Annotated in this window: 14 protein-coding genes; 5 read left to right on the top strand and 9 right to left on the bottom strand. The window is 61.0% G+C overall.

Annotated elements, in window-relative coordinates; all coding sequences use genetic code 11:
• Window positions 1-15: 15 nt before the first annotated feature.
• From era to AR689_RS09635, 4 genes are read right to left on the bottom strand one after another with little or no spacing between them, the layout of a single operon-like run.
• Window positions 16-978 (bottom strand): GTPase Era, encoded by a 963-nt coding sequence (era, locus tag AR689_RS09650; RefSeq protein ID WP_062069579.1) that lies wholly within the window; start codon window positions 976-978, stop codon window positions 16-18.
• Entirely contained in the window at window positions 962-2,293 is a 1,332-nt protein-coding gene (locus tag AR689_RS09645) for a hemolysin family protein (RefSeq protein WP_062069577.1), read from the bottom strand. The genes era and AR689_RS09645 overlap by 17 nt, the downstream gene beginning before the upstream one ends.
• The gene (gene ybeY / locus AR689_RS09640) at window positions 2,290-2,763 is read right to left on the bottom strand and encodes an rRNA maturation RNase YbeY (RefSeq protein WP_024816790.1); all 474 of its coding nucleotides are present in this window, start codon (window positions 2,761-2,763) and stop codon (window positions 2,290-2,292) included. The genes AR689_RS09645 and ybeY overlap by 4 nt, the downstream gene beginning before the upstream one ends.
• Window positions 2,760-3,851: a PhoH family protein gene (locus AR689_RS09635; RefSeq protein WP_062069574.1), complete on the bottom strand. Its 1,092-nt coding sequence runs from the start codon at window positions 3,849-3,851 to the stop codon at window positions 2,760-2,762. Before AR689_RS09635 ends, ybeY begins: the two co-directional genes overlap by 4 nt.
• Before the next feature lie 426 nt (window positions 3,852-4,277).
• Here AR689_RS09635 and AR689_RS09630 point away from each other — a divergent pair, with 426 nt between their 5' ends.
• Window positions 4,278-5,150, top strand: coding sequence for a GerMN domain-containing protein (locus AR689_RS09630; protein WP_062069571.1), 873 nt, complete (start codon window positions 4,278-4,280; stop codon window positions 5,148-5,150).
• A gap of 28 nt (window positions 5,151-5,178) precedes the next feature.
• Here AR689_RS09630 and AR689_RS09625 read toward each other — a convergent pair whose 3' ends face one another.
• From AR689_RS09625 to hrcA, 3 genes are read right to left on the bottom strand one after another with little or no spacing between them, the layout of a single operon-like run.
• Window positions 5,179-5,952 (bottom strand): 16S rRNA (uracil(1498)-N(3))-methyltransferase, encoded by a 774-nt coding sequence (locus AR689_RS09625; protein WP_062069568.1) that lies wholly within the window; start codon window positions 5,950-5,952, stop codon window positions 5,179-5,181.
• Window positions 5,953-5,954: 2 nt separating this feature from the next.
• A complete protein-coding gene (gene dnaJ, locus AR689_RS09620) occupies window positions 5,955-7,082 on the bottom strand; it encodes a molecular chaperone DnaJ (RefSeq protein WP_062069566.1) in 1,128 nt (375 codons plus the stop codon).
• Window positions 7,083-7,132: 50 nt separating this feature from the next.
• Window positions 7,133-8,140, bottom strand: coding sequence for a heat-inducible transcriptional repressor HrcA (gene hrcA / locus AR689_RS09615; protein WP_062069563.1), 1,008 nt, complete (start codon window positions 8,138-8,140; stop codon window positions 7,133-7,135).
• Between the two features lie 191 nt (window positions 8,141-8,331).
• On the opposite strand from hrcA, the gene AR689_RS09610 reads away from it, so the two are divergent.
• Together AR689_RS09610 and AR689_RS09605 are read left to right on the top strand one after the other, a co-directional pair.
• Entirely contained in the window at window positions 8,332-9,183 is an 852-nt protein-coding gene (locus tag AR689_RS09610) for a DUF3097 domain-containing protein (RefSeq protein WP_062069560.1), read from the top strand.
• Between the two features lie 121 nt (window positions 9,184-9,304).
• The gene (locus tag AR689_RS09605) at window positions 9,305-9,718 is read left to right on the top strand and encodes a DUF4870 domain-containing protein (protein ID WP_062069557.1); all 414 of its coding nucleotides are present in this window, start codon (window positions 9,305-9,307) and stop codon (window positions 9,716-9,718) included.
• Window positions 9,719-9,721: 3 nt separating this feature from the next.
• On the opposite strand, the gene hemW is transcribed toward AR689_RS09605, so the two are convergent.
• Together hemW and lepA are read right to left on the bottom strand one after the other, a co-directional pair.
• Window positions 9,722-10,951 (bottom strand): radical SAM family heme chaperone HemW, encoded by a 1,230-nt coding sequence (gene hemW, locus AR689_RS09600; protein ID WP_062069554.1) that lies wholly within the window; start codon window positions 10,949-10,951, stop codon window positions 9,722-9,724.
• Entirely contained in the window at window positions 10,952-12,805 is a 1,854-nt protein-coding gene (lepA, locus tag AR689_RS09595; RefSeq protein ID WP_011774924.1) for a translation elongation factor 4, read from the bottom strand. It abuts the gene before it with no gap.
• A 159-nt stretch (window positions 12,806-12,964) separates the two neighbouring features.
• Between lepA and AR689_RS09590 the strand changes: the two genes are divergently transcribed.
• Window positions 12,965-13,507, top strand: coding sequence for a type II toxin-antitoxin system PemK/MazF family toxin (locus AR689_RS09590; protein ID WP_062069551.1), 543 nt, complete (start codon window positions 12,965-12,967; stop codon window positions 13,505-13,507).
• A gap of 178 nt (window positions 13,508-13,685) precedes the next feature.
• Entirely contained in the window at window positions 13,686-13,946 is a 261-nt protein-coding gene (gene rpsT / locus AR689_RS09585) for a 30S ribosomal protein S20 (RefSeq protein WP_011774926.1), read from the top strand.
• Window positions 13,947-13,983 lie beyond the last annotated feature (37 nt).

Genomic DNA, 13,983 nt, shown 5'->3' with positions numbered 1-13,983 from the left:
ATCCAGTACTGCCCATTAGAACCCGAGTTTGACCAACTGCTTGGGGTCTCGCTGCCAATCTTTAGCTACTTTCACATGGAGATCGAGGTAGATCCGTGTGCCGAGCAGTGTCTCAATGCCCTTGCGCGCGTTAGTCCCCACCTCACGCAAGCGGCTTCCCCCCTTGCCGATGATGATCGCCTTTTGCGAGGGCCGCTCGACGTAAAGATTGACCCGGACATCCAACAGGGGGTTGTCCTCGGTCCGGCCTTCACGAGGCACGATTTCCTCCACGACCACTGCAAGGGAGTGGGGAAGCTCGTCACGCACACCCTCAAGGGCCGCTTCACGAATCAGCTCCGCGATCATGACGGCCTCGGGTTCGTCAGTCAGCTCGCCGTCAGGATATAGCGGCGGCGACGACGGCATGTGGCTGATCAGGACGTCAGCAACAGTGGAAACCTGGAACCCATCGGCAGCGGAGACAGGCACGATATCCGCCCAGCCCTGCTCACCAAGAACGTCGCGTCCCAAAGCTGCCACCGCGAGGAGTTGCTCAGTCAACGCCTGACGGTCCACAAGGTCGGTTTTAGTCACCAATGCCACGATGGGCTTACGTCCAACGGCGGCCAACTGAGCCGCGATGTATTTGTCGCCGGGTCCGATCTTCTCGTTCGCCGGCAGGCAGAAACCAATGGCGTCCACCTCAGCCAAGGTATCGGCCACAAGTTCGTTGAGGCGCTTCCCCAGGAGAGTACGGGGCCGGTGGAGCCCTGGGGTGTCCACCAGGATCAATTGGGCATCTTCGCGGTGGACAATACCGCGAATGGTGTGCCGTGTTGTTTGCGGTTTGGCCGAGGTGATAGCCACCTTCTGCCCCACCAAGGCATTGGTCAGTGTTGACTTTCCCGCATTGGGCCGGCCCACGAGCACCGAGAAGCCCGCGTGGAAGCCACCGAAATCTGCGTCGGCGTCGAATTTCTTATCTTGCTTGCTCACGTGGAACTCCCTGTTGCGTTGAGTCGGCGTCATCGAGTAGGTCTTCAAAGTCAGTGTCTTCCTTTGGCATGGCTGCCGCAATGATGTGGCTGACCCTGTTTCGGCGACCCTCCAGCCTATCGGCCCGGAGCGATATTCCGTTCACCTCGACAGCGCTCCCCACAATGGGAACCTGACCAAGGGCTTTGGCCAGCAGACCGCCTACTGTATCCACTTCGTCGTCATCAAGATCGATGTCGAAAAGTTCGCCCAGGTCATCGATGCTCATGCGGGCGCTGACGCGGTATGTGCCATCGCCGAGATCGACTGCCTCTTCGGCGGCGGCGTCGTATTCATCCACGATCTCACCAACGATCTCCTCAATGAGGTCTTCCAGAGTGACCAGTCCGGCGGTACCGCCGTACTCGTCGATAACTATGGCCACATGCGTGGACTCCTTCTGGAGTTCCCTGAGAAGATCGCTCACAGGCTTGGACTCCGGAACATAACGCACATCGCGCGCGAGCGAGTCGACGTCGTGGGCTTGAAGTCCGGTTTCCCTCCGATGCATGGCGGCAGCCACGTCCTTGAGGTAGAGGATTCCGCGGATCTGATCGGTGTTCTCCCCGATCACCGGGATCCTGGAGTAGCCGGACCGCAGGAAAAGACCCATCGCCGTTTCGAGATCCGAACCCGTACCGATGCTCACAATGTCGGTGCGTGGAACCATGACGGAACGCACCAAAGTGTCACCGAAATCGAACACCGAATGGATGAGTTCTGCCTCGTTGTCTTCGATCATGTCCGACTCCGCGGCACGATCCACGAATTCGCGGAACTCCTCTTCGCTGACAAAAGCATCGTCACCGCTCGGCGCGCCGGGTGCCACTGCCTGTCCCAGAGCCACCAGCCAGCCGGGGATGGGCCCCAGTATCCAGCAAAGGAACCTGATAAGGGGTGCAGTGAAGCGAACAACGGGGCCGGAATGCGCCCTGCCCAGCTGCCTGGGCGAAACGCCCACCAGGACGAAGCCGATCACCGCCATGATGCCCGTGGCTGCGAGACCGGCGAGCCATACGTTGTCCAGCAGACTGTGCAGTACAACCGCGACGGCGACTGCTGCCGCCATTTCGAACCACACACGCCAAAAACGCAGAGCGCGCATGTGCGCGATCGGATTCTTGAGGATGCCCCCCAGCGCCTTGCCCTTGCTCCGCACTATGGACTGTTCGGCCTCATGCCGGGGCAGGAAGTTGAAAGCAGCCTCAGCTGCGGTCAGCAGTGCAACGAAGCTGAGGAAAACCAGCGCCATGCCGACCAGGATGATCGAGGTCACTGCATGGTCTCCATGGGGGCATCCTTGCCCAGGAATTCAGACAGCAGTTCCCGCTGCAAACCAAACATTTCTTCTTTTTCCTCGGGCTCGGCATGGTCGAAGCCGAGCAAGTGGAGAATGCCATGGGTGGTCAGGAGCAGCATCTCGTCCTGAGTGGCGTGGCCGGCGTTGCGCGCCTGAACCTCAGCCACCTGCGGGCAGATGGCGATGTCCCCCAACATACCTTGCGGTGTGGGCTTGTCCGGGGTGCCCGGCGTGAGTTCGTCCATGGGGACGGACAGGACGTCCGTTGCGCCGGGCTCGTCCATCAGCTCAATGTGCAGTTTCTCCATGGCCGGTTCATCAACGAGGAGAATCGACAGTTCCGCCTGTGGGTGGATGAACAAACGCTCAAAGATGAAGCGTGCCAACGTCACCAGTTGCGCCTCGTCCACCGCTACACCGGACTCGTTGTTTACTTCAATGCTCATTTACGTTCTCCACGGTTGTACTGTGCGCCGGCTTTGTTGGCCGCATCGCTGCTGTGCGCGTCATCCCAGGTGCTGTAGGCGGAGACGATGTCGGCAACCAGCCGGTGGCGCACCACGTCGGCTGGTTCCAGGATGGAGAAGTTGACGTCGTCAATTCCCTTCAGGATTTCCCTGACAATCCGCAAGCCGGACGTCGCCCCGGACGGCAGGTCAATCTGCGTGACGTCGCCGGTCACCACCATTTTGGAACCGAAACCCAGACGCGTGAGGAACATCTTCATCTGCTCCGGGGTGGTGTTTTGTGCTTCGTCAAGGATGATGAAGGCGTCGTTCAGAGTGCGTCCGCGCATGTAAGCCAAGGGAGCTACCTCGATAGTCCCTGCAGCCATGAGACGCGGGATGGACTCGGGGTCCATCATGTCGTGCAAGGCGTCATAAAGCGGGCGAAGATAGGGGTCGATCTTGTCGCTCAGCGTGCCGGGGAGGAAGCCCAGCCTCTCCCCCGCTTCCACGGCAGGCCGGGTCAGGATGATCCGGCTCACTTCCTTCGTCTGCAGGGCCTGCACCGCTTTGGCCATTGCCAGATACGTCTTGCCAGTACCCGCCGGACCTATGCCAAAAATCACCGTGTTGTCATCAATGGCGTCAACATAGTTCTTCTGGTTCAGGGTTTTGGGCCGTATGGTCTTGCCCCTGCTGGAGAGGATGTTGTGCGTCAGGACATCAGCCGGATTCTGCACGGACTGGGCCCTCAGGAGGGACACGAGCTGCTGAAGGATGTCCGGAGTGACCACGGTCCCCTTCGCCACAAGCCCGCGAACTTCCTCCAAGAGACGCATGACACGTGGAATAACGGTGGACGGGCCCGTCATGGAGAGCTCGTTGCCCCGTACATGGAAACTGACGTCCTGGAATTGTTCCTCGATGTACCGCAGGGCTTCGTCATGGCTGCCCAACGAATGAACCATCTGGTCGGAGTTATCGAACGTGACAACCTCCGTGCGCGTACCCGGTAGTGTGTGCGGGAACTCAGTGGGCGGCTGGTTGCCGTTTCCGGTCCTGAGCCGCCCGTTCAAAGATTCACTCATAGTGCTGGCCTAAGGGCCTTTTCTCCTCCGGTTGGACATATTAACGCCATCGATTCGACATTCGTGGCCATTAAGTGCGCCTGTCCGGATGCCGGAATTTCTTCAATCCTACGCCAGCCCTGCGTCCGCTGAACTGAAACCGTCGCCAGCATCAGAGCCTCAGAGCCATGTCATTCATTTTGTCTCAACTCGGCATCAAGCGGGTATCAATCATGTTTCAGTTGGCGCCTGTCCGCCCAATCCCGGCCGACCGGCGTCGACGATGTGCCAAGCTGGCATAGCGGGTGGCATCGGCACCCTGCGGTCCCACCCCGGCGGCAGGGGCTGCCACAAAACATACGGTAAGGCAGGACACTCATTTCAGAGCCAGTAAGCATCGGAGATGGCGCGCGCAGACGAACTAAGTCCGTCATCGCCGTGCCTGCGATGCTTGCTGTCCTGCTGCTGACGGGTTGCATAGCCAATGGTGGCGGCACCCCGGCCACCACCAGTTCGCCATCCGTTACCCTTCAGGACGCCCCGGCCAGCCACGCACCGCTGGAAACCACGCAGGCCTCCACCAAGATCCCCGTTTACTGGATTGGACGCAGCAAGGAAGAGGTTTACCTCTACCGCGAGTTCAGGGACATCTCCAGTGACGGAAACCCCGTGACCACTGCACTCCGGATCATGATGTCCGAAAAACCTTTGGACCACGACTTCTTCACGCCCTGGCAGGCCCCGGAGAGCCTGGCAACATCGATCTCCGGCAAGAACGTCATCACCGTCGATATTTCCCGGGATGCGTTCAACTCAAACCTCGACGCCGGAATGGCGCAGCGGGCTGTCCAACAATTGGTCTACACAGCTACCGCAGCAGCCTCGTCCTCCGGGCTCATCAACTCCGGCCAGCAAATCCAGGTTGTCATCCTGGTTGACGGACACACTGACTACATGGCCTTCGGGCAGGTAAAACTTGGCCAGCCCATGGAACGGAACGCGTCTTTGGTGGCACCTCTGTGGATCATCGATCCACAGGAGGAAACAACCCTGCCGGTGGGTACGGTCAAGTTCAATGGCCGCAGCACCGACAGTTCAAGGCCGGTCAGCTGGCAAATCCTGCAAGAGAACAGCAAGGGCGAAAAGACCGGCCTGCTCACGGGACAAACCCAAGCCGCCGGCGAGCCGGGCCAGTACGGAGTTTTCACCTTCACCGCCACGCTGAAAGCCGGAAAGTATGAGTTGCGGGTTTCACAAGTAGACGAGACCGGCGCGACCATCGAAACGAGCACTGACACCCGCTTGTTCAAGGTCGGATAACTGCGGGGTCGGATAACTGAGGGGCTGACTACCAGCGGCCCAGTACGTCACTGGCAAGAACGACGGCGGCAGGTCCCGCCGTCGACGACCTCAATACGTGGTGACCCAGAAGTGCCGTCACGGCTCCTGCGTCACTGAGCCGCGTTACCTCGCGTGGCGAGATTCCACCCTCCGGCCCAACGATCAAGAGGACCTCGCGAGGGGACCCATCATCTCCAGCCCGGACCGCAACTGACTCTTCAAGGACGGTCCGCAGGGGATTCTTGGCGTCTTCATGCAGGATGATGGCCACATCAGCGGCTGCGACTGCCTTCGCCAAAGCGCCCGTGTCCACGATGGAGCGCACCTCAGGAATCCAAGCACGCCGCGCCTGTTTGGCGGCCGCAGTGACCACCGACTGCCATTTCGCGTGCGCTTTGGCGGCCCGTTCACCTTTCCAACGCACGATCGCCCGCTCGGACTGCCACGGAATGACGGCGTCTATTCCGAGCTCCGTGGCAGTCTCGATGGCGAGTTCATCCCGATCGCCTTTGGCAAGGGCCTGCACCAGCACCAGGCGGACCTCCGGCTGGTCCTCGAAGAGAACCTCGGATGCCTTCACTGTGAGGGTACTGGAGCCTGCGTCAACTACGGTGCCAGTCAACCGCACGCCCGAACCGTCAGCTATGTCCACGGGCTCCCCCGCAGCCAATCGCTTGACGGTGACGGCATGGCGGGCCTCCGCACCTTCCAACACAAAGGTGGACCCGGGGATCAGCTGGTCAAGGCTTCCCGCCGGTGTAAAGAAAACCGGATTGCTCACCGCTACAGGTTACCGAGTTTGTCCCGAAGCTTCGCGAACATTCCGCCGCTTGCCACAAGCTTTCCCTCGGTAAACTGCTCACCGCGCAGCTTGGCGAGCTGCTGCAGGAGTTCCTCCTGGGCGGGGTCGAGCTTGGTGGGGGTCTCCACGTGCAAGTGCACCTTGAGGTCGCCGCGTCCATAACCCCGGAGGTGCGTAACACCCAAGCCGCGCAGGGTAATGATTTCTCCGGATTGGGTTCCGGCCTTCACGTCCAGGTGCTGTGCACCGTCGAAGGTGTCCAACTGCAGCTCCGTGCCCAGTGCCGCCGCGGTCATGGGCACGCTCAGTGTGGCGTGAAGGTCGTCACCTTCACGCATGAACATGGAGTCGTTGTTGACCCGGATCTCCACATAGAGATCGCCGGCGGGGCCACCTGCGGGGCCCGCTTCACCTTGCCCGGACAGCTGGATGCGTGTACCAGTGGCGACACCGGCGGGGACCTTGATGGTGAGGGAACGGCGGCTGCGGATGCGGCCCTGCCCATTGCACTCGTTGCAGGGGTCCTTGATGACTGTGCCGAAGCCTTCACAGGATCCGCACGGGGCAGCGGTCATGACCTGGCCGAGGATGGAACGGACCGCGCGCTGGACCTGGCCGCTGCCGCCGCAGATGTCGCAGCGTTCCGGGTGGGTGCCCGGGCGGCAGCAACTGCCATCGCAGGTGGGGCAGATCACGGCAGTGTCCACTTCGAGCTTCCTGTTGACGCCGAACACGGCGTCCTTCAAGTCGATGCGGACGCTGATCAGCGCGTCCTGGCCGCGACGGACACGGGAGGCTGGTCCACCGTGGCCGCCGCCTCCACCAAAGAAGGTGTCGAAGATGTCCTGGAACGCGAAACCCTGGCCGGCGTACCCTCCACCGAAACCGTTGTCCGTGCCGTTCTCATTGCCGGTGGCATCGTAAACGCGCCGCTTCTGGGGATCAGACAGCACCTCGTAGGCGTGCGTCACGGCCTTGAACTGTTCCGCGACATCTTCACCGGGGTTTACGTCAGGGTGCAGTTTCCGCGCCAACTTGCGGTACGCCTTTTTGATCTCTTCCCCGGTGGCTTCCGGCGAGACTCCCAAAACGTCATAGTGGCTGCTCAAAGTCGGTATCTCTTCCTTGTTGTACTGCGGATGTTTCCTCGGACCGGCGTTCAGCCGCCGAGAATGCGGGAAAGGTAACGGGCCACGGCGCGAACGGCTGCCATGGTGGTGGGATAGTCCATACGGGTGGGACCAAGAATTCCCACCTTGGCACCGGAGCCGTAGCCGGTAGCCACGACGGAGGCCTCCGCCAAGCCGTCGTATGGGTTCTCACGTCCAATGCTCACGGTGACGCCGCGGGGATCATCCCCCATGTCAGACAACAACCGGAGCATCACAACTTGTTCCTCAAGTGCTTCCAGCACCGGTCCGATGCTCAGTGGGAAATCCACGTTGGAGCGGGCCAGATTTGCCGTTCCCGCCATCAGGATTCGCTCTTCCCGGCTGGTGTCACTGAGCGACTGGAGCCCTTGGGCCAACGTCTGCGCCAGGCTGCGGAGCTCCGGCGGACACAGGGCAACAACGGAGGGAAGCACTTGTGGCAAAAGAGCCAATTGGGTGCCGGCAATGTTGCCCAGGAAGCGGGACCTGAGGAGCATCAAGGCCTCATTGCTGACATCAGAGCCAGCGTCGATGACCTTCTGCCCAACGCTGCCGGTGTCCGCGATCAAGACCACCAGAACCTGCTGAGGGGCCAGCAAGACGAATTCCACGTGACGGACCAAAGCGCGGTTGGAATGCGGGTACTGCACGACGGCGACCTGATTGGTCAGTTGCGACAGGAGCCTTACGGTGCGCTCCAGAATGTCATCAACATCATCCGGGCCCTCAAGCAACGAATGGATGGCCCTGCGTTCGGCCGCGGAGAGAGGTTTGACCTGCGAAATGCGGTCAACGAATAAGCGGTAGCCCTTGTCGGTGGGGATGCGCCCTGCGCTGGTGTGAGGTGCCGCGATCAGGCCTTCCTCTTCCAGGACGGCCATGTCATTCCTGATGGTGGCGCTGGAAACGCCAAGATGGTGCCGCTCCACGAGGGCCTTGGACCCCACAGGTTCCCTGGAATGTACGTAATCCTCAACGATGGCACGCAGCACTTCGAGCTTGCGCGGCTCACTCATAGCACCACCTCCTGACGACTGCCATGGTCGCTTCGACCGGTCAACGCGGGATCTCAATCGGACTCCACACTTAGCACTCAACATGCCCAAGTGCTAACAAGTCTAGTATGAGCCACCCCGTTGTTAGCATTGAAACCTGCCGCGGCCGGCTTCGGCCCGCACCACAAACCAGCACAAAAGGTAGGAATCCCTTGGCTTTGAACAATTGGGGTCCGCAGGATCTGTCCGCTCCGGCCAAAAGGCAGCTGCCGGAAGTCGCCGTCCAACGTGGAATGGTCCTCGAGGACGTGCAGTCGGGCTGGGTGGGCGAAGTCACGCGTGTAGAGAAATCGGGCGGCATGCACGTGGTGTCCCTCGAAGACCGGCGGGGCAAGACCAAATCGTTCCAACTGGGATTTGGCTTCCTGCTTGAAGGGCAGGCCATACGGTTGATGCCTCCCGCCCCACGCGCTGCCGCGTCCGCCGTTCCGTCCGGCCGGACGGCCTCAGGCTCCGTGAGGGTCCAGGGGCAACGGGCACAGGTAGCCAAGGCCAGCCGCATCTGGGTGGAAGGAAAGCACGACGCCGAGCTCGTCGAGAAAGTTTGGGGAGACGACCTCCGGGTGGAGGGCATCGTGGTGGAGCCACTGCATGGCGTTGATGATCTGAAATCCGCCATCGCCGATTTCAATCCCGGCTCGGGGCGCAGGCTTGGCATCCTCGTAGATCATCTTGTCCCCGGTTCCAAAGAGTCCCGCATCGCCGCCGACGCCATGACAGTGCCGGGGGCTGCAGGAAACGTCCTCATTGTTGGACACCCCTACGTGGACGTCTGGCAGGCAATCCGGCCCAAGGTGCTGGGCATTGAAGCATGGCCCGCCGTGCCTCGAGGACTCGATTGGAAGACGGGAATCCTCAGGGCCTTCGGCTGGCCTCACGAAACCGCCGAGGACGTAGGCTTGGGCTGGCAAAGGCTCCTGGGCGCAGTCCGCACGTATGCAGACCTTGAGGCATCACTGTTGGGCCGCGTCGAAGAAGTCATTGATTTCCTGACTGTTCCTTGAGGTGAGGACCCTCCGGTATCAGCAAGTACCGTGTCAACGGGGCATTGGTCCCGGGAAGCGTGTTGGGCCGGTATTCTGGGACAGCAACACCGCAGCATCTTTACAGCAAAGGGAAGACACCGTGGCAGATAACGCTCCTGAAGAACCGGGCAGCGCCGCAGGCCGGCCCCAGTACCACGGCGCGCCTGCCAACGCACTACCGTTGACGGCCGGCGAGGACAGGCAATGGGCTACGCTGGCCCACTTTGGCGGCATCCTGGGGTGCTTGCCGTCCCTTTTGATCTACTTGATTTTCAAGGATCGCGGACCGTTCACGGCGCAGGAATCCAAAGAAGCACTGAACTTTACGTTGCCTCCCACCATTGCCGCCGTACTGGCAAACATCCTGGTCTTGCTGCCTGTTGTTGGCAACATCTTCGCCGTCATCGCCACCGCAATCTGGGTGGCCCTGACGTGCTTCTCCGTTTCGGCGGGCATCCGCGTCAACCACGGGCAACCTCACCGCTACAAAATCAACCTCCGCTGGATTAAGTAGCGGTCAGTCGGGCAGAATCCTTCGGACTACGGCGTCAGCCAGAAGCCGGCCCTTCAGCGTCAGGACGAGCCTGCCTTTGAACGCCTGCACAGGGTCCACCAGTTGGTCAGCAATGAGCCCGGCCATCGCGTGCCGTCCGATCGCGCCCAAGGCATCCACGGACAACCCTGTGCCAAGCCGGGCCTCAAGCATGATGCGCTCGACTTCCCGGGTTTCGGCGTCGAGAGTTTCCCGCCCGGCAGCCGGAGATCTTCCACTCCCGAGCCTTGAAGCGTATGCAGTGGGGTGCTTGACGTTCCACCAGCGGACGCCTCCTACGTGTGAGTGCGCGCCCGGCCCGATGCCCCACCAGTCATCTCCCCGCCAGTAGGCGAGATTGTGCCGGCAAGCCTGTTCCGGCGTACGTGACCAATTGCTGACCTCATACCAGTTCAAGCCCGCTGCGGAGATCAATGAGTCAGCCAGCTCGTACTTGGCGGCGTGGTCGTCGTCATCAATGCCGGGTACCTCACCGCGCCGTATCTGGGCGGCAAGTTTGGTGCCGTCCTCCACGATCAGCGCGTAGGCACTGATGTGGTCAGGTTGGTAGGACAACGCTGTCTCGAGTGACAGCTGCCAGTCAGCCATGGACTCTCCGGGTGTGCCGTAGATGAGGTCCAGACTGACAGCAAGGCCCGCTTCACGTGCCCACTGCACAACAAGGGGCACCCGGCTGGGCGTATGCGTGCGGTCCAGGACTTTCAAGACGTGCGGGACAGCCGACTGCATGCCAAAAGAGACCCGGGTGAAGCCTGCATCGGCCAGAACCTGCAGAGATTCAGGAGTCACGGAATCAGGGTTGGCCTCGGTAGTGACCTCGGCGCCGGCTGCAAGGCCCCAGTGGCCGATGGCGGCCTTCAGGATCCGCGCCAGGTCTTCCGCCGGAAGAAGCGTGGGAGTGCCACCACCAAAGAAAACAGTGCTGAGGGGACGTCGGGGCAGCCCTGAGGAATCCAGTGCCAGCGAGGCGAAATCCAGTTCAGAGACCGCCGTCGCAGCGTACGCGTCCTGAGAGGCGCCGCCACCGAGTTCCGTGGCTGTGTAAGTGTTGAAATCGCAGTAGCCACATCGCACTGCACAGAACGGTATGTGGACATAGAGCCCGAACTTGCGGTGCTCGACGCCGGCCAACACCTGCGGAGGCAAGATGCCATCCGCAGGTGCAGGGTCGCCCAAAGGTAGGACGCTGGGCATTTACTTCTTGGCCTTGTCCTTGGACTCATCGGTGGTCAGGGCTGCGATGAATGCCTCCTGGGGCACCTCCACGCGACCCACCATCTTCATGCGCTTCTTGCCCTCTTTCTGCTTCTCAAGCAGCTTGCGCTTACGGGTGATGTCACCGCCGTAGCACTTGGCAAGAACGTCCTTGCGGATGGCGCGGATGCTCTCGCGGGCAATGATGCGCGATCCGATGGCGGCCTGGATAGGCACCTCAAATTGCTGCCTGGGAATAAGCTCACGGAGCTTCCCCGTCATCATCACACCATAGGCGTAAGCCTTGTCGCGGTGGGTGATGGCGCTGAAAGCGTCCACTTGTTCACCTTGCAGCAGGATGTCTACCTTGACGAGGTCAGCAACCTGCTCGCCGTCGGCCTTCCAGTCCAGCGAGGCGTAGCCGCGGGTCTTGGACTTCAGGAGATCAAAGAAGTCGAACACAATCTCGGCCAACGGGATCCAGTATCGAAGCTCCACGCGGTCCTCGGACAAATAGTCCATGCCGCGCATCTGGCCGCGCCGGCTTTGGCACAGCTCCATGATGGAACCCACGAATTCGTTGGGCGCCAGGATGGTGGCCGAAACCATCGGCTCACGGACTTCAGAGATCTTGCCCGTGGGATATTCGCTGGGGTTGGTCACGTGGATGACCTTTTTGTCCTCGAGGGTTACCTCGTACTCCACGTTGGGAGCCGTGGAAATGAGGTCAAGGTTGTACTCCCGCTCGAGGCGCTCACGCGTGATCTCGAGGTGGAGCAAACCCAGGAACCCCACACGGAAACCGAAGCCCAGCGCCGCGGACGTCTCGGGCTCATAGACCAGCGCGGCATCGTTGAGCATCAGCTTTTCGAGAGCGTCACGGAGTACCGGGTAATCCGTGCCGTCCAACGGGTAAAGACCGGAGAACACCATCGGCTTGGCGTCGGCGTAACCGCTCAACGACTCCGACGCCGGCTTTGCAAGGTTAGTGACAGTGTCTCCAACCTTGGACTGGCGGACATCCTTCACACCCGTAATCAGGTAACCCACCTCGCCCACACCAAGACCCTTGGACGGCGTGGGCTCCGGGGAACTGACACCAATCTCCAAGAGCTCGTGCGTGGCCCGCGTGGACATCATCTGAATGCGTTCGCGCGGGTGGAGCATGCCGTCCACCACGCGGACGTAGGTCACCACGCCGCGGTAAGTGTCATAGACGGAGTCGAAAATCATGGCGCGGGCTGGAGCATTGGGATCGCCAACGGGCGCGGGAAGATCGCGGACAATCTTGTCCAGCAACGCTTCCACGCCAACGCCGGTCTTACCCGAAACCTTGAGGACGTCCTCGGGGTCGCCGCCAATGAGATTGGCAAGCTCTGCCGCATATTTCTCGGGCTGGGCGGCCGGAAGGTCGATCTTGTTCAGCACAGGAATGATGGTGAGGTTGTTTTCCATCGCCAGGTACAGGTTGGCAAGAGTCTGGGCCTCGATGCCCTGGGCAGCATCCACCAGCAGCACTGCGCCTTCACAGGCGGCCAGTGAGCGGGAAACCTCATAGGTGAAGTCGACGTGGCCAGGGGTATCGATCATGTTCAGCGCGTAGCTGTTGCCATCCAGTTCCCACGGCATGCGGACAGCCTGGGACTTGATGGTGATGCCGCGCTCACGTTCGATATCCATGCGGTCCAGATACTGGGCCTTCATGTCGCGTTGCTTAACGACGCCGGTGTACTGCAGCATGCGGTCGGCCAAGGTGGACTTACCGTGGTCAATGTGGGCAATGATGCAGAAGTTCCGGATGATGGCCGGATCTGTTGCGGCGGGCACCGGTGCGGTGCGGGCCATGGGAGACACGCAGGATCCTTACTGTCGACACTCACACGGCAATTCCTGTAACTGGGCATAGGCCAGCCGGAACACGCCGCGCATCTGATCCTCTAGTCTCCCATGAACCGGCGCTTCGCCGTACATTGCGCATCCGGCTCTGGCAGCATCCGGCTGTAGCGTTGTCACATGGCTTTCGACTTGCGCCCTTTGGGCAAACTTCTCCTGCGATCCGTCAAGGCATTCCGAGGCAGCACCACCAAAGCCGGAGCCCCGTCAAGCCCGTCCCGGCAGGCCCCTTCCAAGCAGCGAACCCGGCGGGCCGCCGTCGGGCGTCAATCCAGTTCCTACCCTGGCGACTTCCGCGGTTCGGTTAAAATGACCTACTCCCCCAAGCCGGATGGCCAGCCCGATCCCGGGGAGATTGTGTGGAGCTGGGTCCCGTACGAAGAGGACCACACGCAAGGCAAGGACCGGCCCGTCCTTCTGATTGGCCGGGACGGCCCCTGGCTCCTGGGCCTCATGCTGACGTCCAAGGACCATGACAACGGCAACAGGGCTGGAGACTACGTTGATATTGGCGCAGGCCCCTGGGATCGGCAAGGCCGGCCCAGTGAGATCAACGTCGGCCGCATCATCCGGGTGGATCCGGGGGCCATCCGGCGCGAGGGCGCCGTCTTGGGTAAGCCGCAATTCCACGAGGTGGTCCGGGCCCTTCAAGAGCAGGGATAGCGGCGCCGGTCCCCGGGGTCTGCGGGGGCTCCGACTTTCTGCTATCCTTTATAGCTGTGTGTCCGTGCAGGTCGACGGCCACACATGGTTGGCTGCCATAGGCATCCCCACGCCGCTCAGTCGATGGCCAACCTGAAAACCCTCTAGACCATTTCCGCATTAAAAAGAGAGTTCATACGTGGCTAATATCAAGTCCCAGAAGAAGCGCATCCTCACCAACGAGAAGGCTCGCCTGCGTAACAACGCCGTCAAGTCTGAGCTGAAGACGGCCATCCGCGCCGTCAACACCGCCGTTGAGTCTGCCGACAAGGATGCTGCTGGAACTGCACTTGTTGCTGCCAGCCGCAAGCTGGACAAGGCTGTCAGCAAGGGCGTTATTCACAAGAACAACGCTGCAAACCGCAAGTCGGCGATCTCCAAGAAGGTCAACGCACTCTAAGGTTTTTCCAGTTCGACTGAGCTGATCAAAAGGCCGG

The sequence above is a fragment of the Arthrobacter sp. EpRS71 genome, assembly GCF_001512285.1.
Taxonomy (GTDB): Bacteria; Actinomycetota; Actinomycetes; order Actinomycetales; family Micrococcaceae; genus Arthrobacter.
This window is presented reverse-complemented; position numbering and strand designations above follow the sequence as displayed.

What these genes read in the sequence shown, in the direction of transcription:
- ybeY (WP_024816790.1), bottom strand. Translation starts at nt 2,763, where the DNA reads ATGAGCATTGAAGTAAACAACGAGTCCGGTGTAGCGGTGGACGAGGCG.
- AR689_RS09635 (WP_062069574.1), bottom strand. Translation starts at nt 3,851, where the DNA reads ATGAGTGAATCTTTGAACGGGCGGCTCAGGACCGGAAACGGCAACCAG.
- AR689_RS09630 (WP_062069571.1), top strand. Translation starts at nt 4,278, where the DNA reads ATGCTTGCTGTCCTGCTGCTGACGGGTTGCATAGCCAATGGTGGCGGC.
- hrcA (WP_062069563.1), bottom strand. Translation starts at nt 8,140, where the DNA reads ATGAGTGAGCCGCGCAAGCTCGAAGTGCTGCGTGCCATCGTTGAGGAT.
- hemW (WP_062069554.1), bottom strand. Translation starts at nt 10,951, where the DNA reads ATGCCCAGCGTCCTACCTTTGGGCGACCCTGCACCTGCGGATGGCATC.
- AR689_RS09590 (WP_062069551.1), top strand. Translation starts at nt 12,965, where the DNA reads ATGGCTTTCGACTTGCGCCCTTTGGGCAAACTTCTCCTGCGATCCGTC.